Source organism: Runella sp., assembly GCF_965279615.1.
Classification (GTDB): domain Bacteria; phylum Bacteroidota; class Bacteroidia; order Cytophagales; family Spirosomataceae; genus Runella.
The window spans coordinates 2,688,267-2,712,104 of record NZ_OZ257252.1; the positions used below are offsets into that span (position 1 = coordinate 2,688,267).

Annotated in this window: 6 protein-coding genes; all 6 read right to left on the reverse strand. The window is 49.1% G+C overall.

Annotation, left to right across the window (positions count from 1 at the left end):
• Window positions 1–126 precede the first annotated feature (126 nt).
• A complete protein-coding gene (locus ACQY73_RS11660; RefSeq protein WP_428665822.1) occupies window positions 127–9,780 on the reverse strand; it encodes a 3-coathanger stack domain-containing protein in 9,654 nt (3,217 codons plus the stop codon).
• A 25-nt stretch (window positions 9,781–9,805) separates the two neighbouring features.
• Complete coding sequence (locus ACQY73_RS11665) at window positions 9,806–11,218, reverse strand: glycosyltransferase (protein WP_428665824.1); 1,413 nt, start codon at window positions 11,216–11,218, stop codon at window positions 9,806–9,808.
• Between the two features lie 375 nt (window positions 11,219–11,593).
• The gene (locus ACQY73_RS11670) at window positions 11,594–12,046 is read right to left on the reverse strand and encodes a hypothetical protein (RefSeq protein WP_428665827.1); all 453 of its coding nucleotides are present in this window, start codon (window positions 12,044–12,046) and stop codon (window positions 11,594–11,596) included.
• A 381-nt stretch (window positions 12,047–12,427) separates the two neighbouring features.
• Complete coding sequence (locus ACQY73_RS11675) at window positions 12,428–15,250, reverse strand: ATP-binding protein (RefSeq protein WP_428665829.1); 2,823 nt, start codon at window positions 15,248–15,250, stop codon at window positions 12,428–12,430.
• A gap of 215 nt (window positions 15,251–15,465) precedes the next feature.
• On the reverse strand, window positions 15,466–15,801 hold the full coding sequence (locus ACQY73_RS11680; protein ID WP_428665832.1) for a LytR/AlgR family response regulator transcription factor: 336 nt from the start codon (window positions 15,799–15,801) through the stop codon (window positions 15,466–15,468).
• Window positions 15,802–15,875: 74 nt separating this feature from the next.
• Window positions 15,876–23,789 (reverse strand): Calx-beta domain-containing protein, encoded by a 7,914-nt coding sequence (locus tag ACQY73_RS11685; protein ID WP_428665835.1) that lies wholly within the window; start codon window positions 23,787–23,789, stop codon window positions 15,876–15,878.
• Window positions 23,790–23,838: the final 49 nt, after the last annotated feature.

Consider the following 23,838-nt stretch of genomic DNA (forward strand, 5'->3'; position numbering starts at 1 on the left):
AGGCATTAGTGCATCTATAAATTGCTCAGAATCCCAAATATATAATTATGTAAGACTATAAAAAAGCAAGTGACAGGCAGTATCTCTCTGCCTGTCACTTGCTGCTAAAAAAAAACACTCTCTCTGCTATTTTTGTGTATCTCCTATCTTATTGGTTGGCACATTCGTCTGACAGCCGCCGATCACTGCTTGGAAAACCGCACCCGTAGCACCGAAACCCGGCAACAACGTCACCGATTCTCCCCCTCGGTATTCTACCGTTCCGCCCGACACTTGATTGGTCGCCGTGATCCTGCCACCGGACTTTAATACCGTACCGCCTGTGATGTTTTCACTGACCGTCAGGAGGGCAGGGCCGGCACCACCCGTGCTTTGACTCTCATACACACCCATATCCACAATCGCGGTACCCAACGCATAAGGACGAATAGTGCCTTCCAAGTCCTCCGTCGGTGCGCCCGCATTATCCCCGGCATTGATCGCCGGCGAGCAGTTTTGCAGATGATAATCCCCCAAACCGCCCATCGGAGCCAACCCACTCGGCGTCGCATTGACAAACAGCGGATTCTGACTCACGTTATTGGTTCCCACATGACCGCCTTCCACCAAACTGTAACTTACCACACTGCCCGCTGTACTCTGGGGCGATGAATTGCCCCAAACAATGCTGTTCTTTACACTCGTCAAAGCGTTGCTGTTGAAAATACCGCCCGCCGTGCCGTTGCTGCCCTGATTCGACGAAAGTGTACAATGCAACAACTTCGGCTCACTGTGATTAACATACATTCCTCCTCCGATGCCTTTGTTGGTAACGATCAGCACATTATTAAGCTCAGGACGACTGCCTCCCAACACATAGATTCCCCCGCCAAAAGTGGCTTCATTGCCCCAAACGACGCTCTTAGTGATGCTGACTTTACTACTGTCCTGCAACAGGATACCGCCCCCTGCAATGGCACGGTTGTTGGTAATGACGCAGTTGGTAATTACCCCACGGCTCTTATTGATCACCAAGATACCCCCACCGGACGATAAAATAGTGGGTTCGGTCAGCTCGGTGTTCTGAGTGGGACTTACAAAATCAGCGAACCCTTTTTCGATCGTGAAACCGTCCAGACGCGTGGCGGCATTCGTGGCACTCAGCACCACGACGTGGTTGACGTTGTCATTCAGGGCAGTGCTGCCGATCTCCCCACTGAGAATGGTCTTATGCGTGTTCCAGTTGCGATCAGCGAGCCTCGTTTCACCGCCGGCAAAGCCCCCATATACCTGCACCCCTGATGGAATCTCGAACACATCGCGGCGCAACGTGCCCGGAACATACGTACCTTGGGCTACCCAAATCTGAACGTCCTGACCCACCGACACTGATGCCGCGCTCAGGCCTGCCTGCAAACCTGCGAAGGCTTTGGCCCAACTGCTGCCGTCCTGAGCCGGAGCGGTATTGCCCGCATTGACGTAAACAACACGCACCGAGGAGTTGATCTGCACCGATGCCGTGGTCTGGAACTGTGCGCAACTGCCGTTGGCAGCAATGGTATAGGTCACTGTATAATTGCCCGGCGTACTCAGGGCTAAATTAATTTCTCCGCTGCCGGCATGGATGGACAAGCCCGTAGTGGAGTTGAAAACACCGCCTGCGCTACCGGTCAGGCTCACCGAAGCTGTACCCGTATTTGTGTAAGGGTTGCCCGCATAACCGATACTCGCACTTGGACTGACAACCGCGTTGATGGTCTGCTGCGTCGATGTAGATACACAGGTGGGGCTGCTTTGCAAACGAACCGAGAATGTATAATTACCCGGAGCCAATCCGCTGAAGGTGCTGCTGCTGACCCAGTTGGTGCCGTCTTTGGAATATTCCAACGAACCGCTACCGGTGGCATTCACGACGGCAGTGCCCGTCGAAACCGAGCAGGTCGGCTGCGTGAGTGTAGCTGTTGGCACAGAGAGCGTTGTTACATTTATTGCTACCGTGTCGGTAAACGTACAGCCCCCCAACGATGAGTAGGTATAAATCACTTTTAAAGTTCCTACGCCTGTAGCGGTCAAAATACCGGCGTTGATAGTGCCGGCACCTATCACACTGAATACTCCACCCGTTGGGGTGGCCGTCAGGGCGCGGGTGGCACTCACGCACATAGGGCCTGCGTTGGTGGTATTGGTCACAACCGCCGAAGTTGGGGCATTGAAAGCATCAGCATCCTGATTGGTGATGGTTCCTACGTTGTTGCTGATATTACTTACCTGCGTGATGCCGTCCTCTTTTTTCAGGATAGTACCCGAATTGACAAACGTTCCCGAAGCATTGACAATCGCAGGTACAGATTCAACAGAACCGCAGTTCTCCATGCTTCCGCCTTGGTTATAAAAACCGAATCCTGCCGTACTTTTGAGATACATTTGTCCTGAGCCGGCATTGGCAAAATTACCCGTATTTGTGATGGCGTTCAGTCTGATGTTACCCTTACCGCCGATGCGCAGCAGGTGATTGTTGCGGAATGTGCCTGCATTATGGATGCCCAAGAGCGCAATGGTATCGGTTTGGGCAATGAGCAGCTCACCGTTATTGATAAAATTGCCGGCGGTATTGTTGACCCCGTTGCCGAACACAAAATCAATGTTGATTTTCCCCGTGGCTGTGTTGGTAAAACCGCTGCCGCTTCCTTCCTGCAACACCGCATGAAGAAAGACCGAGTCTATAGTGATCGTACCCGAATTTTCGAAGGTACCGCCGTTGTTGTAGATGCTTTTACCGCTGTTCCTCGTTTCAAAACTTCCTTTGTTGGAAAAAATTCCTGAGTTATCAATACTATAGCCGCCAAAGCGGGTCAGATGGAGACTGCCTTCGTTGGTAAGATTGCCGGTATTGATGATGGGTGTATCCATATCCACCCCACTAATGGAAGACTGACTGCCCAATATCATTTTGCCCGCATTATCTATGATGGTAGTGGTACCAATAATGTTTATATCAGCCTCTGAATGTACATAACCCGTACTTGTATTGGTCAGTGGTGTGCCATGAGAAGGAGGATTGTTCGTATTAACAACCGTTTGAGGCCCTAAAATCAACGTATCACTATTGACAAAGTATTGACCCATCTGGCCTGTTTGAATAAAAGGCACATTGATCTCTGCATAACCTGAATTTTGCAGTACAATGTTCATATTCGCCACAGTAAAGCTACCGGCTGTATGCGTGTATCGCCCTTGATTCACAATAGGATTTCGTGAACTGTTAAATGTAGTAGCACACTTATTTTCAAATACCGCATTTGGCAGGTTCAGAAGTAGGTCAGTGGAAGATGTGTAAGTAATCACACAACCTACACTACTCAAAAATATACCGCCGTTTTTAAATCCTACACTACCCACACCATTGAAACTTAAAGCTCCTACCGAACCATGGGTAAATTTCCCCAAGTTAATCATCTCCCCATTATTATTACTCGAACCGGCACTACTCAGGCTAAAACTAGCCTCATTCTTAACTTCCCCCGTTGGCAGGTTATAGAAACAGGTATCAGGAGAACCGGAAAAAGACACTATATGGTAGTTCTCAAGAAGACCGCCGTTTCTAAAAATGGCTCTATAAATCGCGCTCACACTCAGTGTTCCTCCTGCCTTGTTCCGTATCGTCGCGCCTTGTCGGTTAATAGCCCCCCTTTCAAATCCATCCTTTATAGTAAAAGTCCCCTCATTTTCCACTAATTTTTGATTATCAAAAAGCAGTGAACCATGGTTACGTATGGTCATTGTAGCTCCGGGGCGATTCTTAACGGTTTCCTGATTGATAAACAAAGTCTCGGAAACGCCGCCGCTGAAAGTCATTTGCCCGGAATTATCTACCGTCCCTTGGTTGAGGATGCCTCCCGTTAACCCGCCACTTACCTCAAAAGTGGAGGTATTGGTCAGGGTAGCCGCGGGGTGATTGAGGATAGCCGTGGCCAGGCCTCCACCTACGGTAAACGTACCGCTGTTGTTGAGGCTTCCGTAGTTTTCGAGGCGGTTGCCCGTTCCCCTCTGAATCGTCAAAACATTGGTATTGATGAGTGAAGCGCCCGTTTGGTTCACAAATCCGTCGTTGTACGAAGAGTCAATCAATACTGTTCCGTTGTTGGTAAACGTACCCGCGTTGGTTACGCCATCGGTATCACTGCCAACCGCTTTCAGGTTTCCGGTACTTTTGACCGTGAGTGAGGCGTTGGCCGCAATACTTAACGAACGGGCACCGGCGGCCGTGGTTACTTCCGGATAGCGCCCGTTGCCTACCACAGGGATCTGCACCGGATTACCCAACGTTGACCCAAAAGCGGGTAATGTCGTCGGGACACTGCCATCTACCAGCCAGTTGCCCGTGGTGTGCCATTGGTTATTTACGGCACCTGTCCACACATATAGCTTTCCCGGCGTTGGAGCCACCACTACCAAGTTCGCGGTGTCGGTCACGGCCGGACAACCGCCGCCGGCCGCCATGACGGTATACGTAACCGTGTACGATTGAGGCGCAGAAGCCGCCAAATCGACGGCGCCGGTGGAGGTGTTGAGCGACAACCCCGACGGTGTTGCGCTGAAAACCCCTCCGACGGCTCCCGTCAGCGTGACCGAGGCCGTACCGGTATTCCCATACGGAGAGCCGTTATAAGCAATGGAGGTTGCGCCCAATGACACGCCGCTGTTGGTGCCCGTCACGGTAAATGCATCGGCATCTTCATTGACGATGGTGCCCGTGTTACTGCTGATAGTGCTGACTGCCATGAGGTTATCCGAATGCTTGGTGATAATACCCGCATTGCTGAACGTTCCTGCGGCGTTGAGAATCACGGGCGTTGATTCGATGTAGGCACAGGCTTGGTTGGTCACCGCTCCTCCCTGATTGGTAATGCCCGAGCCCTCTGCACTTTGGAGAATTATCCGGCTGTTGGTGGTATTGGTCAGCGTACCCGTATTGTAAATTCCGTGCTGTTTGATTTTACCCACGCCGCCAATGCGCATGAGTTTGTTGTTTTGGAACGTACCGGCATTGTTGATGCCCGACAGCGCAACGGTGTCCGTCTGAGCAATCATAATTTCACCGTTGTTGACAAAACTGCCGGCGGTGTTGTTGATGCCGTTGCCAAACACAAAATCCACGTTGATCTGCCCCGTACCGGTGTTGGTAAAACTACTGCCGCTGCCTTCCTGCAAGACCGCATCCCGAAAAACGGAATCGATTTCCATGACACCGGAATTTTCGATGGTACCGCCGTTGTTGTGGATGCTCTTGTCGCTGTTGGCCGTTTCAAAACGCCCTTTGTTGCTGAACGTCCCCGAGTTATCAATGCCATAGCCGCCAAAGCGTGTAAAGTTCAGACTGCCTTCGTTGGTAAGATTGCCCGTATTGATGATGGGCGTATCCATATCCACTCCACTAATGGCAGACTGACTGCCCAAGACCATTTTACCTGCATTATCTATGATGGTTGAATATATAATGGCAAAATCAGCTTCTGAATGTACATAACCCGTACTTGTGTTGGTGATAGAAATACCGTTCCCACCACTGGTAGAAGTAATGCTCGCTTGTGGGCCTAAAATAAGGGTATCACTGTTTATAAATAATTTATTCATCGACCCTGCAACCATGGGTACGTTGATATGGGCATAGTTTTCGTTTTCAAAAAAAAGGTTAATGCCATTCGCATTAATATTGCCACTCAAGTGAGTATAGCGGCCTTGATTCTTGATAAAAGGACTGCCGGCTCCGGCAAATGATATAGTACAGTTATTCTCAAATAGACCCGTAGAGGTATTCAAAATGTGACTTCCCCCTAATGCACTTCCCCCTATAATACAACCGGTACTGCTCAAAAAAGTACCCGCATTAACTAACCCTGCTTTACCGGTACCGGTTAACGATAGTAGAGTACTGCCCTGCGTAAATTTCCCTAAATTATAAAAGAGAATTTGACTTGATCCCGCAATCTCCCAACTGCCCTGATTAAGAATTTCGCCCGTTGCTGTGTTGTACAGACAGGAATCTTTACTGTCTTTTATACTGAATGTATGGTAATTCTCAATGTATCCGCTGTTTGTAAAAATTCTCTTTTCAGTATTGGAAACCTTAAACACAGCACCGGCCTTATTCCGCAGCGTTGCCCCTGAGCGATTGTCAAATCCCCTATCTCCTCCGTTTGTAACATTAAAATTACCCTCGTTCTCCACCAGTTTTTGATTGTCAAATAGGAGCAATTTGTGGCCGGATACGGTCATATTAGCCCCGGGGCGATTCTTGACAGTTTCCTGATTGATAAACAGAGTCTCGGAAACACCGCCCCTGAAAGTCATTTGCCCGGAATTATCTACCGTCCCTTGGTTGAGGATGCCTCCCGTTAATCCGCCGCTTACCTCAAAAGTGGAGGTATTGGTCAGGGTGGCTGCGGGGTGATTGAGGATGGCCGTGGCCAGGCCTCCGCCTACGGTAAACGTACCGCTGTTGTTGATGCTGCCGTAGTTTTCAAGGCGATTGCCCGTTCCCTTTTGAATCGACAGGGCATTGGTGTTGATGAGTGATGCGCCCGTTTGGTTCGCAAATCCGTCGTTGTACGAAGAGTCGATCAGCACCGTTCCGTTGTTGGTAAACGTACCCGCGTTGGTTACGCCGTCCAGATCACTGCCCACAATTTTCAAATTGCCGGTACTCTTGACCGTGAGCGAGGCATTGGCAGCAATCGTGACGGAGCGGGCACCCGAAGCGGCACTCACTTCGGGATAATTGCCGTTGGCCACCACGGGAATCAGCGTATGGTTACCCAAGGTTGAACCAAATGTCGGGGCAACGGTCGGAATACTGCCTTCCAACAGCCAGTTGCCGGGGGTATTCCACTCTTTAGACAACGCCCCCGTCCAGGTATACACGCCTTGGGCAATCACAAAACGGAACGGCACCACGTAGCTGCACGCTCCGCCCGCCGGGGTGATTTTGGCGTACAGGGTTTGGCTGCCACCGGGCAAACCCGAAGGCGTAAAGGTATTAGGAGCGGTAAATGTCCCTGCCGAGAGGGTAGCCAAAGAATCTTTAAAAATCCCGTTGATGACGCCATCGTAGGTACCGCCATAGGTGAAGATAGGCGTCGGAGAATTGTTGACGATGAGCGATGGGTTGGTGCCGTTGGTCACGGAGCCCGTGAGGGAGCCGTATTTCAAAACGCCGTTATTGGTAAAGGTGCCGTCATTTTTAAGGTTATTGGCTACTTGTACCAGTCCCGCATTGATCATGGTTCCGGAGGCATTGTTTTGGGCAATGCCCGACGCCATAATGAGTTTGCCGCAGGCGTTGTTATTGATTGTTCCATCGTTTGTAAGCCCATACGTCCCCACACTTGCCGTAGCTCCAATGGTAATTTTAGCAGCATTGGTAAGGTTATTACCGTTACTCAAACCAACATTCATTGACCTATCAATTTTTATCTCCCCTCCTGTGTTGTTAAAAGTGGAGGAATTATAAAGCCCGTAAAGCCCTACACCTGCGTTAGCTCCGATGGTGATGGTAGCAGCGTTAGTAAAGGTACCATAACTATTTACCAAGCCCGTAGTTGTTGAGTTATCAATTTGTATCACTCCTCCTGTATTGTTAAAGGTGGAGGAATTATAAATTCCATACAGTCCTACACTTGCAGTAGCTCCAATAGTGATGGTGGCATTATTGTTAAAAGTACCCCCAAAATCATTACTCAAACCGAAAGAAGTTGACCTATCAATTTTTATCTCTCCTCCTGTGTTGTTAAAGGTTGTGGAATTATAAACTCCAGACTTTCCTACACTTGCAGTAGCTCCAATGGTGATGGTAGCGGCATTGGTGAAAGTGCCACTAAAATTATACAAGCCCGAGTTTCTTGAGTTATTAATGTTGATTTCTCCACCTGCATTGTTGTTGAAAGCTGCGTTGTTAAAAATTCCATTTTCCCCCACACTTGCCGTAGCTCCAATGGTAATTTTGCCTGCGTTGGTAAAGATCCCTCCTAAACCATTGCTCAGGCCTCTACTCGTTGCTCGGTCTATCGTAATTTCTGCGCCGGTGTTGTTGTTGAAAGTGCCTGTGCTGAAAAGTCCGTACTCACCTACACTGCTTACATTTCCCAGAATAAGCTGACCGTTGTTATGAACCGTCCCTGCATTATGAAATCCAGCATGAAGAGACGCCACAGTTCTTGAGCCATTGACAGTCACACTCTTAGTTGCCGCAATAGTAAGCATAGCCCCCATTTGTACCTCTACCGATTGAGCCACGGCGGCGGTGTTGATGGTGGGTTTGTTGGTCGTATTCGGAATCACCACGTCGTTGGTGGCCCTGGGAACGCTTGAAGGAGACCAATTACAGGGCGTATTCCAATCCGTATCCACTGCACCCGTCCAGGTGAGAATGCCGGTAGGGCTTGAGCCGCCTCCGGCGCTGACAGTCAGAGTGGCGGCGTTGGACGTAACACTTGCCCCGCCTGCACCTGTCGCTACGCAGCGGTACTGATAGCCATTTAAGCCCGTGACGTTGCTGATAGTGAGCGTAGGAGTGGCAGTAGTGGAATATGGGCTTGTGGCCGGCACGTTGTTCCAACCCCCTCCTGTATTGAGCTGCCATTGGTAACCGGAAGCCCCCGCAATTGCCACCGTAAATACGGCAGAACTCCCCGGACACAGCGTTTGGCCGGTGGGGTGAGTAGTGAAAGCGGAAGTATTTTCTACCTCAAACGTAAACGGTACTATTTGGGAGCAGGCTCCGCCCGGGCGGGTGATTTTGGCGTAGAGTGTTTGCGAACCGGCCGACAAACCAAAATGCGTAAATGTATTGGTTGCCTGCGTATATCCTCCTGCCAATGTGGTAGCAGCGGCATTACTGTAAATTCCGGCGACGGTTAAGTCATTGCTCCCTGCAAAGGTGAAAATTGTTGTGCCTGTCGGGTTTTTATTGAGCTGAATTTTATTATTTGTAAACGAAGCCGAACCATCGACGTAAAGGATACCATTATTGATAAAATCAGCCGCCGGACCATTCAAATTAGCCGGTGCGCTGAAAAAACCTTCGTTGATTATTTGCCCGCCGTTATTATACACTTCTCCGGCAGTAAGGTAAATGACTCCGCAAGGATAGTTGTGAAGCTTGTCGGAGTATTTTTCAATCTGGTTGGTCAAATTCATTTTGCCGTAGTTCTTCACCATCTCCACGGGCGTATTATTGCCCGACAAAAACAACGAGCCCGAATTGCCTGTGCTGTTGATGGTCCCGCCGTTGTTCAATAAAGCGGAGCCGCCTATTTTAATGCCATAATTGCCGGTGGTTGTTACGTTGAGGGTGCCGTTGTTAAAAAAATCGGCGTTGCCATCCAATTGCAGAGCATCCGAGGTCGCCGTAATGTTGATCGTACCCGCGTTCACTATGGTTCCCATACAATACAAACTGAGATTTGTGCCGGCCCCTGAAATAGTGAGGGTAAAGCCATTGGTAGAAAGATAGCCGTTTGTCTGCACCTCCAAAGACTGAATAGTGACATTGGTAGTGAGAGCCGGATCATTGGATATGGTTACCGCCGGGATGGTCACATTATCACCACTGCCGGGAACGGTGTTGGTGGACCAGTTGGAAGCCCTGTTCCAGTCGTGCTCAAAACCCGCCGTTCCACCTATCCAAGTAACAGTAGCTACGGGTACTGAACGATGTTTGCCGGGGCTTTTTGTGGGCGCAGCTGATAAAATCCCCGCACACAGCAGTCCAACAGCGCATAGGAAATATTTTAAAGATGCCATAACTGTAAGATTTAGGAAATATGGATTACGTCAGGGAAAATTGAGTTTCAAGGGAAGCAACTTGCAGTTTTGGCTTTTCCTGCTCCACATGCTCGGTTTTATGCCAATGCATCGGTGCCAAAAAATATTCGAAGTAGGCTTTAAAACCCGCTCCCAAGTGCAGAAACAAATAGAAGAAAGAGTCTGAAAGCACCCCAAAGGACGACCGGTGTATGCCCAAACGGCGGTAGGTTTTTACATTAATGACCCAGGAACAACCCAAATTAAAGCCCAGCAGCAGCCACAAACTCACACTCATCAGCAAGATTGCACTATAGGGTAATCGGCTCATTCCCATGTAGAAAGGAATATAAAGGTTGAAAAACGGAATGACCGCCGCGCTCATCATCGGCATCCAAAAACTACACCAGCCTTCTGTGCCAAATCCTCCGCGCAACAGCGTACGACGCAGATGTACCAACTGCGTAATGAACAGCCCTTTGTTCCAACGCGTCCGTTGGTTGGTCCACCCGACAACCGTTTCGGGACAACTTTCGGTGGTGATGCTTTCCAACAAACGTAGTTTAACACCCTGTTCTACCAACCTTACGCTCAGATCAGCATCTTCCGTTACGTTAAAAGGATCCCACGCACCGGCCTTTTCCAATTCAGCCCGGGCCAGAAAAAACGAGTTGCCACCCAAACCAAAGGGCAATCCCTGCGCCGAAAGCGCGCTCATGTGGCGCTCGTACCATTCGCTGTATTCGCCCGCAAACTGACGGCTTATCCAACTTGACGAGGCATTGGAAATGCTGATCTTAGCCTGAAAACAGGTAGGCCCGTTGGCCTGCACCAAGGCAAGCGCGGCCTTTCGGAGTTGGCTTGCTTCGGGGCGGCTTTCTGCGTCGTAGACTGCAAGGTATTGCCCCGTGGCAATCGGCAACGCGTGCAATAACGCTCTTCCTTTGGTATAGGGCGGAAGCTCAGGGATCAACAGCAGTTGAAAATAATCCGGCAACGTCAATGTACTGAGGCTCCGGCGGGTCAGCATATCGGTTTCTTCCACCACAATGATGACCTGCACGAGATGTTTGGGGTACTCGAGGGCTTCAATAGCCTGAAGTGTGGCGTGAATGACCTCATCTTCGTGTTTGAGCGGCACTAAAAGGGAGAAAGTCGGCCAACGTCGTGCTTCTTTGGGCACCTCATTGTGGAGCGTTGGGGGTTTGGAAAAAAAGTTGTTGCTGATTCGAAAACTAAGTAAAAATACATAGTTCAGAAACCCGATGCTGAAAAGCGCTGCTCCAACCGTAAGAGGGAAATAAATACCGGCTGCGGCAAAGACGATCCAACACGTAAATACTGCCAATCGTGTCGGCCATTGGATTTTATAAACAGCCGATTGAGCGCCCAATATATCCTGCCGGGTTTGGGCAAAAGCGTCCATGGTTGAGTACATTTTTTTATTGGTTTTTGGAAGATTTTCTTAATTGCCGGAGGTAATGTACCGGAGCGTACAAGTCCTTATGCCGTCGATTGGCTTTTTTATAAGCGATCCACAGGCCAAGCAGGGATAGCGACAAAATCAATGGAGTTATCATATCGTAAAGGGTTATCAGAACGTCAGGCTCAAAATTACCGGCCGTCGGCCGGGAGTGTTAGCACATATGTTTCAATCCTTTGCTTACATGTTCCGGCGTTGAAGAATCTTTTCCTCTAATGTTCCAACCACTTTACTCACATGTTCCAATTGTTGATTATCAATGAGTTATCAAGAATATACTTCACCCCTCTTACAAAGAAAAAATGACCTGAACCGGGCAGAAACCAATGTTTATTCTTTAAAACAGATGGGTAGGGTAAAGCGAATATAGCCGCCCAAGGGCAACGCCAAATGTCTGATCTTTGATCGCGACAACTGCCCCACAGCCGCGCGGATGGCCTGTTCAAAATCGGCGCCCAGGCTTTGGTCAAACGATAGTACCTGCACCTTGCCGCGAGCATCTATGCCAACGGTGACAAACATTTTTCCTTCAATGTCGTATGCTTTGCCGCGTTCCGGGTACGAAATACGCTCCAATAAAAGTGTAGAGAATTGGCGCAGCCAAGGGCCGTCAGGAACGGGATTGGTGACGGCGTCGGGATTGGTGCGGTGTCCCGAAAAAGCTGCCGCGATGCTGAGTCCCTCGGAAGTGGAGACGGAATGTTTTTGCAAGGTGAGTTCCTGACAATAGGCGGATAAAGAGAAACAAAATCCAGCGATAAGTCCTGAGGTAAAGCTTTTCATAAGGCAGAGAATGGTTTATAGATCATTGCTGAAAACCTGTACAAAGAATCTACACAAAGGTATTTTCGACTTCTTTGCGGGCGTTAGCAGGTATGTTCCGTTTTCTTGCCCTTATGTTCCATCCCTGAAAAATTGTTTCCTCTATTGTTTCACTTCATTTACTCCAATGTTTCAATCATTGATTATCAATAACTTACAAAACCAAACAACCGCCTCTTTGCAGAAGGCGGTTGTTTGGTTCATTGCTATAAAAGTATCCTGCTTTTCCTGTTTTACATTTTACAGTTTTAGATTTTACGATTTACCTGTTTTAGATTCTCTACCCTTTTTCAGTTTTACATTTTGCAGTTTTTCAGTTTATCAGTTTTACATTTTGCAGTTCTACAGTTCCTCACTCCTTTTCCACGAAGCGGAATCTACCCGATGAGCCCACTCGGAGGGCGATATGCCAAACTGTTCCTGAAATGATTTTGAAAAGTAAGGCAAACTTTCAAAACCTACCTTGTAAGCAATCTCCGACACCGTTCCTGCGCGTTGTCGGAGGAGTTGGGCCGCCCGCTGTAAACGTATCACTCGGATAAACTCCGTGGTGGAAGTTTCGGTAAGCGCTTTCAATTTGCGGTGTAAATTGGTGCGACTCATCCCCATTAGCTTACAGAATTGCTCAACGTCAAAACTGCTATTGCTCAAATGAGCTTTGACAATCTCCCGGGCTTTCTGCAAAAACGGGTCGTCGGGTGTTGCTTCTTTTTCGTTCTCAGCGTCAATCTCTCTCACTTTCAGGGCATATTTTTGGCGCAGGGTTTCCCGTTGCTTCAAAAGGTTTTGTATTCGTATCTCTAATTCTTCACGGTTGAACGGCTTGGAAAGATAATCATCGGCTCCCAGTTTAAGGCCTTCGAGGCGGTCGTCGAGGGTCGCTTTGGCGGTGAGCATGACTACCGGAATATGATTGGTTCGAATGTCGGACTTCAATGTTTGGCAAAAAGCCAAACCGTCCAATCGCGGCATCATCAGATCACACACCACGGCATCGGGCACATATTCAAAGGCTTTTTGCAGACCGATTTCTCCATCGATTGCTTCAATGATTTGATAATTATGCTCAAAGATGCTGCGCACGTACGCCCGCAGATCGGAATTATCTTCTACAATCAATAAAATGGGCAATTGCCCGCTACGGTCTGTCTCGCCCAACGGCTCCGCCGAAGCTATCTGCTCCGGGCGCTCTTCCTGCCCGATAAACAGTGGCTTTAACGGTTGACCAACGGCATCTCCCGGCTGTGTTCGGGGCATCGAGGCAGGTGCTTGAGGTAACATTACGGTAAATGCTGTTCCCCGGCCGGGTTTACTTTCGACCGAAATCCGACCGTTGAGCACTTCCACGAGTTCTTTGACCAACGCCAATCCGATGCCTGTTCCTTCGTAATTGCGCTGAATATCGGTCTGTACCTGATAAAAACGATCAAAAATGTGCGGAATACGGTCGGCCTCAATTCCGATGCCGTAATCCTGTACCTTTAAAGTCAGCCAATTCTCCGAATGATTTACATTTACAATGATGCGGCCGTTTTCGGGGGTAAATTTGAAAGCATTGGACAACAGATTGGTGACGATCTTCTCTATTTTGTCGGCATCAAAAAAGGTACGGAAGGTGGTTCGGTTTTGCGAATAGTTAAAAAGAATTTTTCGATTTTGGGCCAATGATTCATACGATGCCAGGAGTTGTTGCAGGAAAACGGACAGATCGCTCTCGACCCATTCTACCTTTAGCTGTTTGGCTTCCAACTTTGACAGATCGAGCAACTGATTGATAAGGTTTTGCAGCCGATTTACATTCCGCTGCATGGCAGGAATGATCTTTTCGGCGGGATATTTTTTGCCCATATCCGTGAGCGGTCCAACCAAAAGCGTGAGCGGCGTCCGAAACTCGTGCGAGATGTTGGTAAAAAAACGTGATTTGACAGCATCCAATTCCTGCAGCTTTTCGGCTTCTAATTTTTCTACCAAAAGCGCCTGTTGCGTCTTGAGCTTTTCCTGTTCGGTAGCTTCGATAATTTTCCCCAATACCAAGGCAAGTGCTAAGATTTCCAGAAAATTGGTAATGTAAATCATCGGATAAATCCAGCTATAATTGATGTGACCCAGTGCACTTAAGTTTAAAAACGCAAAGGGAATCAACGTAAAAAAGCATGGAATCAACAGGTATTTATTCATTGGAAGTCGTTTGACTAATGAATAAATGCAAATAACACTCAAAAATGCCTCGGTGAATAAAAAAAGATAATTATGAAATATGAGAAGATTGGTTTGAGGCACTACAAAATACAAAGGCACCTGAAGAAAACTACTGCCAATGATGAAAAAGAATACCCCGCGAAGGCGAGGGTAATTAACACGTATGTTGAGCAAAGCATAGATGAAAAGCGTATAGGTAGCGGGCATTAGTTGATAAAATATCGAATTGAAAAAACCACCCCATTCAGGATAATGACTCAAAACATTGCCTGTTACCCCAAATGAACCCAACACAGAAAGCGTAACTATCACTGTATGAAAGCTATACCACCGAAAAGCAATGTTGCGAATGTAACGGGCCAAAATTATATTGTAGAGCACTCTCAACAACTGAACACCAATGACCAACCATACCATTGCCAACATAGTTGGCATGACATCAATAAAAGCCTGATGGGTCATTAAGGTCAGTTGACCGTTGAGCGAGCCACCTGCTTCCAACCTTACATAAAATGTCTGAACAGTACTGTCGGGAAGTGCCCCCAATGTATAAAGAGGAAACAGTCCTTGATATGCTTTCTCGGATGCCTTTGCTAAAATGCCTCCCTTCAACACTTTATAGCTTCCATTTTGTTGGGGCAAGTATAGATCAACGTGGTTATTCAGGCCGTCGCTCCATAAAAAATACCAGTTGTTTTGGTTGAGCCGGCTTTGATTGTCGACCCGAAACCGAAACCAAAAAACACCGGGCGAGAAATAAAACCGAAACGATGCCTCTTGGTTGGGCAAAAAGGCCTGCTGTTGCACTTTTTCAAACGGCATCGTACCTTCTTTGTCCTTAAAAACGGAAGCAAATTCACCCACACTCACTGCCGCCACACTATCCGTGACAATGATCGGTTGTTGGGCGTGGCCGGAAAAGCAGAAAAAGAAAGGGAAAAGGAAAAGGTATAATTTAGCTTTCATCCATTTTTTGGATTATGAAATCCGAGTGCCAAAGTTAATAGGTGTTGAAAAATTCCGGTCAAACATTTCGGAGGGCCGTTTCTGCATTTATATCCTTCAAATATATACTTTAATCTGTAGGATGGTTATTATTTTAGCCGGGTCAGGCATTAGTTAAACATAAAAAAGTCAGGGCATTCAATGCCCCGACCCAAAAATCAATGGAAGAGAAAAGGCTACTCAATCCGTTGTAATCTACTCTGCTGCCTTAACGCACTGCGCCGCCGCCGGGCTATTTCTATTTTTTCACCATCAGGTAAGATCAAAAAATGGTTCCGGATGTTTAAGCATTCACGCAAATAATCCGTATTCAACAGATACGACTTATGAACGCGCAAAAATCCGTGTTGTTCCAATAAAGGAGCGTAACTGCTCAGCGACAAAGACGTTACGATCTTTTCTCCTTCTTTCAAATGAAAAACGGTATAATTTCCCCCGGCACTCAGGTACAGGATACGCTCAATGGCTATCGTATCCTGCCCATTTTTGTCGCGAAAACGCGGTAATTTCATTAAACAATTTTCAGAAGACATCCCTACACTCATCCTGCTTTCCGGTTTTCTGTTTCACCATTCTTTCTATTCAATCAATTGGGACAATTACCGATCACGGCCTGAAATGTACTCCCCGTAGCCGTGAAGCCCGGCAATAAGGTCACCGACTGTCCTGCCTGATAGGTCACCGTGGCGCCCGATATCTGATTAGTAGCCGTGATTTTGCCCGCCGTTTTCAACACCGTTCCGCTTGTAATTGGCTCCGTCACAGTCAGTTCGGCCGGGCCGCTGCCACCCGCACTTTGGCTTTCATACGCTCCCATATCTACGATGGCCAGACCCACGGCATAAGGACGCACGGCTCCGTCAAGGTCTTCCGCCGGCGCACCTGTATTATCTCCCGCATTGATCGCCGGCGAGCAGGCCTGCAAATGATAATCACCCAAAGGGCCGATCAGCGCCAGACCGCTCGGCGTAGGATTGACAAACAATGGGTTCAGGCTACTGTTGCCCGTTCCGGCATAACCGCCTTCCACAATGCTGTACGTGATTACGCTTCCCGCCGTTGTTTGCGGCGAAGAGTTGCCCCACACAATGCTGTTTTTCACGGTGGTCACTGAATTGGTATTGAAAACACCGCCTGCCGTGCCGTTTGTCCCCAGATTGGACGCAATCGTGCTGTTGATAATATCCGGTTGACTGCGATTGACATATATGCCCCCGCCCAAGCCTTTGTTTTGCACGATCAGTACGTTCTCAAATCGTGGTTTGCTGCCGTCCAGCACATAGACTCCGCCGCCGAAGGTAGCTTCATTGCCCCAAATGGCGGTTTTGCTGATGATCATATCGCTGGTGTCACGCACCATGATACCACCTCCCGCCGTGGCTTTGTTGCCGGTAACGGTACAGTTGGCAATCACTCCTTTGCTCTTATTAAGGGCCAGAATTCCCCCGCCCGACGTCTGTAGCGTCGGTGCTGATACATCGGACGTTGAATTTCCGGTAAAAAATTCAGCATACCCTTTTTCGATGGTAAAGCCATCCAATCGAGTAGCAGCGTTGGTAGCCCGGAACAGCACCACGTGTTGTGAATTATCGGTCAGAGCATTGGTGCCGATCTCGCCGCTGAGCGTGGTTACTTTAGTTTTCCAATTACGTTGGCTCAGGTCATTTTCGGTGCCGTCGAAGCCGCCATAGACTCGGATATTGGTCGGAATCTCAAATACATCTTTACGAAGAGTACCCGGTTTGTAGGTGCCCTGCGCTACCCACACCTCAATATCGGGCAGAGAAGAATTGGCCGCCGCACTTAAACCCGCCTGCAGACTTGCAAATGCCGTAGCCCACGTCATACCGTTTTGGGTAGGATTTACATTGGCCACATTCACAAAAATGCGGAGGGTATTGATGATCGGAGCTAAATGATCCTCCACTTCTCCATCAGCAGCTAAGCCCGTTACGGCCAAACCACCCGCGCTGCTGAAGCGGAAGCGTGCCGGAGCATTGCCATCGGGGGAGCCGGTTGGTACGGCAAAAGTAACCTGATTAGCGCCGGCGGTCAGCGAAAGCGATGTTGCGATCTGTTCTCCTGCATCGGACCAATCGCCATCGCGGTTGAAATCGATCCAAGCATCAAGTTTCCCTACTGCAGAAGCCGTTACGGTAATGGTTCCATTGATTCCTGTCAATAAATGCAGTGGGAAGGTGACGCCGTCGTCATCATCGCCTTCGGCGTCGGTATCGTCTCCATTGGCGGTGGCCGTTGGCTGACCGTCGTTGTCTCCGTCTATGGCAGTTCCCAAGTACATACCTAACACCGCCGTGTGACGTGCGCCGTTATTGGCTAAAAGGGTTGGGTAGGTTGGATCCGGTGCATCACCCCAATCCACTTCATCGTTGTTGATGGTTCCGGTTTGAGGTGTTCCTATTTTTGAAATCGAAGCATCAAGTGTAGTGGCCGAAAATGCCCCCAAAGCTACCGTAAAGGTTTCGTTGGCTTCCACTTTCTGATCACCCGTTACCAAGACAGTGATATCTTTTGTTTCACCTGCTGTTCCCGTAAAGCTTAAACTGTTATCATTGTCGGCATAATCATTATCGGCCACGGTTGCGGTGCCATCACTTGTTGTATAAGCAATGGTAAAGCCACCCTGAATAGCGGCATTCAAAGTAGCTGTGAAGGTATAAGCCGTTGTGCCGCTATTTCCTTCTGCTTTGGCAATACCGCCCGATAAGGTCAACGTAGCAACATCGTTGTTAGTGATCGTACCCGTTGCGGTGCTTGTGCCCAAGGTTACATTACGACTCGAAGCCAACAGATCTGACAATCCAACATTAAATGCTTCATCCGCTTCCACTTTCGCATCATTGGCCACTGTTACGTTGACCGATTGAGCCGTAGTGGTTCCTGCAGGGAAAGTCACTAATTGATTGGTAATGGCCGTGTAGTCATTATCCGCAGCAGTAGCCGTGCCATCTGACGTGGAGAATTTCACCGTTACCGCTACATCGACAGGGTTGCTCAAGGTAACGCTGAACGTTTGCGGGGTTGCCGATTCCGATTGATTTATGTTTCCGGCTATGGCTACCGTGGCCGCATCATCATTGGTGATCGTACCCGTTTGGGGGCTGCCTGCTACCGTTGTAGCGGCTAACTGTACAGGTGTCAGCCCCGTTATGGCTCCCAATGCAACCGTGAATGTTTCGTTCAATTCCACTTTGGTATCTCCGTTGACCAACACCGTGATCGTTTTAGCCTCACCCGCCGTTCCTGTAAAGGTCAACGTATTGTCGTTGTCGGTATAATCGGCATCCGCCACCGTGGCTGTACCATCGTTGGTGGTGTAAGGAACTGAAAAACCGCCCTGCACTGCCGCACTCAACGTAGCGGTGAAGGTGTAGTTCGTCGTTCCGCTGTTGCCTTCATTCTGCGCAATACCGCCCGTCAAGGTCAACGTGGCTGTATCATCGTTGGTGATCGTTCCTGTGCCCGTTCCCGTACTGATTCCGCCGCCTACCGGATTCGATAAGGTCACGGTAAGCGTTTCGTTGTCTTCGACCAGTACATCGCCGTTGATGGTTACTCGCACCGTATCGGTCAACGCACCGCCCGCCGAGAAATTGAGGGTACCCGAAGCCACCGGTTGAAAATCACTGCCGGAAGTAGCGGTTACTCCGGCTACGGTATAATCCACCGAAGCTGCATTGCCGTTTTGATTACGTGAAATCACGAATTTTAACAATTTTGTACCGCTGTTGCCTTCTGCAATTGATGGGCTGTTGACCGAAAACTGAGTATTCAAGATCGTCACCTGATAATCTTCCACTTCCCCGTCGACGGCTTTACCGGAGAAGGAAATTGATTCACTTGAAGTCGTGAATCTGAAACGAGCAAACGAGGTTCCGACCGATGCGCCCACCGGCACCGCAATGCTTAAACTGTTATTCCCTGCCGTAACGCTCTGAGCACTAAAGATCTTTTCTCCTTCATCATTCCAGTCACCATCGCGGTTATAGTCTATCCATGCATTGATATAGCCTGCGACGGAAGCGTTAACAGTAATGTTTGCCGTCGTGCCTGTGATTAAGTTCGCCGGTAAAGTTACACCGTCATCGTCGCTACCGTCACCGTTGGCCGTGGCCGTGGGCTGTCCGTTGTCTTCACCATCAATCGTACTGCCCAAATAAATCCCTGCTATTGTTCCATGACTTCCTCCTGCGTCGGCGGTTAATGTTGGATAGCTATTCGTAAAACCACTTTGAGCCGCCGTCGGCGCATCACCAAAATCTATTTCATCATTGGTCACGGTACCGGTTTGCGGTGAGCCTTCTTTGGTGATTGATGCATTCAATGTTGTACCTGTAATATTCCCCAGAGCTACCGTAAAGGTTTCGTCTGCTTCCACTTTGTGATCACCGATGACCAACACCGTAATAGTTTGGGCTTCTCCCGATGTTCCCGTAAAGCTTAAACTTCCATCTTTGTCGGTGTAATCATTATCTGCCACCGTCGCTGTACCATCATTGGTGGTATAAGCTACTGAAAAACCTCCCTGCACCGCTGCACTTAGCGTGGCTGTGAAGGTGTAGCTTGTGGTACCGCTGTTGCCTTCGTTTTGCACAATGCCCCCCGAAAGCGTCAGCGTGGCCGCGTCATCATTCGTAATGGTTCCCGTTTGCGAAGTACCTGCGACGGTAACACCTGTCGGTGCGCTCGAAATGGCACCCAGAGCGACGGTAAAGGTTTCATTGGCTTCCACTTTCGTATCGCCGTTGACCAATACGGTGAAGGTTTGGGTTTCGCCCGATGTCCCTGCAAAGCTTAAACTTCCATCTTTGTCGGTGTAATCATTATCTGCCACCGTCGCTGTACCATCATTGGTGGTATAAGCTACTGAAAAACCTCCCTGTACCGGATTATTGAGTGTGGCTGTGAAGGTGTAACTCGTGGTGCCGCTGTTGCCTTCGTTTTGCGCAATGCCGCCTGTTAAGGTTACCGTTGCCGCGTCATCATTGGTGATGGTTCCCGTTTGCGAAGTACCTGCGACGGTAACACCTGTCGGTGCGCTCGAAATGGCACCCAGAGCGACGGTAAAGGTTTCATTGGCTTCCACTTTCGTATCGCCGTTGACCAATACGGTAAAGGTTTGGGTTTCGCCCGCCGTTCCTGCAAAGCTTAAACTTCCATCGTTATCGGTATAATCGGCATCAGCTACCGTGGCTGTACCATCCGAAGTGGTGTAGGCTACTGAAAAACCGCCCTGCACCGGATTATTGAGTGTGGCCGTAAAAGTATAATTCGTTGTGCCGCTGTTGCCTTCGTTTTGCGCAACGCCGCCCGTCAACGTCACCGTTGCTGCATCGTCATTGTTAATGGTACCTACCCCCTGCGCATCGGCAATGCTGCCGTTGCTGGCATTGCTGAGGTTGACAAAGAACGATTCATTAACTTCTACCTTTTGATCTCCATTGATGACCACCGTGATGGTCTCACTATCATCGCCGATGGCAAAATTGAGCGTGCCACTGTTCAGTACATAGTCATTGTCGCCCGTGGTGGCGGTATTGTTTACTGTTGTAAAGTTAATGGTTTCGGCAGTAGCCGTGCTTGTACGGGTGACCGTAAAGGTCAGATTGCTCGTCCCGGCATTTCCTTCGGCAAGGCTCACATCATTGATGGAAAACGAAAGATCATCGTCCAGTATCGTTCCCTGTCCCTGAGCATCGGGCGCGGTCACACTCGAGCTGCCCAGAATGTTGCTCAAATTCACGAAGAAAGTTTCGTTGGCTTCGCCGGTTAGGTCTCCAATCACTTGTACCGTAATGGTTTGGGTTTGTCCGGCTCCATTGGCCGGAAAGGTCAGGGTTCCCGAATTAGTGTTGTAATCACCCGCTCCGGCGGTTCCGTTGGCCGTGGCAAAATCAACCGTCACGGCTGTGCTGACTACTTGGCTGAGCGTAACGTTGAACACAAAGTTGGTCGTACCGACATTGCCTTCGGCCAGACTTACATCCGTGATGGAAATCGTGGCGGCATCATCGTTGGTGATGGTGCCGGTACCTGTACCGGAAGGCTCCGAAATGACTACATTTCGCCCCGAAGCAACTACTGTGCTCAGCGGCACCGTAAAGGTTTCATTGGGTTCTACTTTCAAGTCACCGTTGACAGTTACACTAAAGGTGTGGCTTTCGCCCGCAGTACCTGCAAAATTCAAGGTGGCGCTATTGGGGGCATAATCATTATCGCCGGTAGTAGCTGTACCGTTTACTGTACCTGCATTTATCGTAAAGGGTACATCTACAGCTTTATCCGAAGTAACCGTGAAAGTATAGGTTTGGGTGCCCGCATTGCCTTCTGTATTAGACACACTATTGATGCTTAGGACAGCCTGATCATCATTAGTGATGGTACCTAACCCCTGCGCATCGGCAATACTGCCATTGCTGGCATTGCTGAGGTTGACAAAAAACGATTCATTAAGTTCTACCTTTTGATCTCCATTGATGACCACCGTGATGGTTTCACTATCATCGCCGATGGCAAAATTGAGCGTGCCACTGTTCAGTACATAGTCATTGTCGCCCGTGGTGGCGGTATTGTTTGCTGTTGTAAAGTTAATGGTTTCGGCAGTAGCCGTACTTGTACGGGTGACGGTGAAGGTAAAGTTCGTTGTCCCTGCATTTCCTTCGGCAAGGGTCACATCATTGATGGAAAACGAAAGATCATCGTCCAGTATCGTTCCCTGTCCCTGAGCATCCGCCAAGGTAACGCCGGGGCCGCCCGCAGGATTACTCAAGTTGACAAAAAAGGTTTCATTAGGCTCTCCGGCTAAATCTCCATTAACGAGCACCGTGACGGTCTGCGTTAATGCAGCATTAGGGAGAAAACTTAACGTACCGGAAGTTGCGGTATAGTCCGAACCTGCCGTCGCGGTTCCATCGGCGGTTGCATAATTCACCGTCACGGTGGAACTGATCGGTTGGCTGAGGGTGACGGTGAACGTAAAGGCGGTTGTGCCGGTATTTCCTTCATTTACGCTTACATCGTTGATGGAAATTGCAGATGCATCGTCATTGGTGATGGTGCCGGTTTGCGGTGTTCCGCCTACGGTTACTCCCGCAGGGGCACTTGAAATAGCACCCAAGGCTACCGTAAAGGCCTCATTGGGTTCCACTTTGGTATCGCCATTGACCAATACCGTGATTGTTTGGGTCTCCCCCACCGTTCCGGTAAAGCTTAAACTTGCGTCGTTGTCGGTATAATCGGCATCGGCCACCGTGGCCGTTCCATCCGAAGTAGTGTAGGCTACTGAGAATCCTCCCTGCACCGCAGCATTCAGCGTGGCTGTAAAGGTATAGCTCGTCGTACTGCTGTTGCCTTCATTTTGCGCAATGCCACCTGTAAGTGTCACCGTCGCTGCATCGTCGTTGGTGATGGTGCCTACACCGGTAGCATCTGTCAAAATAACTCCTGCGGGCGCTCCGGAAAGTACAACGTTGAAGGTTTCATTGGCTTCAACTATATTATCCTGATTAACCAATACGGTTACCGTAGCGGTTAGACTTCCTCCCGCTGTAAAGTTGACTGTCCCACCGGTGATAGCCGTAAAGTCTGAGGAAGCGGCAGTAGTGACATCAGCAGTATTTACCGCCAGACTGAAGGCTTCGCCGTTATCATTCCTCGTAACGGTAAAACTAAAGGAAGTTGTACTTCCCCCTGTTCCTTCCGCCAATGTTACATCATTGATTGAAACGGTAGTTGGTGCTTTGAAACCGAAATCCAAGGAAAGGTTTGTGTTATTATCAGCATCACCATCGGTGGTAGGTTCTGCGCCATAAGCCATCGTAATGGCCTGTGAAGCCACACCAAAACCTGCTACCGGGTCACCGTTGTCGTCATTATTAACGTCATTGTCAGGATCGGCTGCCCCACCGATCGGGCTGCTGATGAGAGCGGTGCTCAGGCTGTTGTCGTAAAGCGGACCGCCAATGTTAAAATTGGATGCAGCAATTTCAACAATGTAGCTGCCCGGACAAACATTGAAGCTGTAGAGGCCACTTCCGGCGGTAGTAGTGGTAGCGATGGCTGCGCCGTCGGCTGCCGTCAACACGCCGTCTCCATTATCAAGATAGAGTCTGACAAGTACGCCATTTATACCTGTATCGGTACCGGAATCGTAATCGCCGTCTCGGTTGAGGTCTTTATAGACCAGATTACCTAATGATAAAACACTGAAAGGGGTTGTTGTAGAGGTAGTCTGCACGGTAGCAAAGTTGGTGCCCGATACATTACTTTGGTTGGTAATGTTTGTGGTACCGGGGACTGTACCCGTAGGACACGCCCCCGCATTCACATCCACATCATACGTGATGATGATGGATTTGCCGGCCGGCAGCGTAAACCCTGTGGGAGTAGGAAAGGTTTGGGCTTGCAGGGAAACTGCCCCGAAACACAACAATGCCAAGGCAATCATTTGACACCGGAGGTATGGTAGAATATTTTTCATAATTGTCAATTTCAATTCCAAGCTTATATGTTGAAGAGATGGTCCCTCA

What these genes read in the sequence shown, in the direction of transcription:
- ACQY73_RS11660 (WP_428665822.1), bottom strand. Translation starts at nt 9,780, where the DNA reads ATGGCATCTTTAAAATATTTCCTATGCGCTGTTGGACTGCTGTGTGCG.
- ACQY73_RS11665 (WP_428665824.1), bottom strand. Translation starts at nt 11,218, where the DNA reads ATGTACTCAACCATGGACGCTTTTGCCCAAACCCGGCAGGATATATTG.
- ACQY73_RS11670 (WP_428665827.1), bottom strand. Translation starts at nt 12,046, where the DNA reads ATGAAAAGCTTTACCTCAGGACTTATCGCTGGATTTTGTTTCTCTTTA.
- ACQY73_RS11675 (WP_428665829.1), bottom strand. Translation starts at nt 15,250, where the DNA reads ATGAAAGCTAAATTATACCTTTTCCTTTTCCCTTTCTTTTTCTGCTTT.
- ACQY73_RS11680 (WP_428665832.1), bottom strand. Translation starts at nt 15,801, where the DNA reads ATGAAATTACCGCGTTTTCGCGACAAAAATGGGCAGGATACGATAGCC.
- ACQY73_RS11685 (WP_428665835.1), bottom strand. Translation starts at nt 23,789, where the DNA reads ATGAAAAATATTCTACCATACCTCCGGTGTCAAATGATTGCCTTGGCA.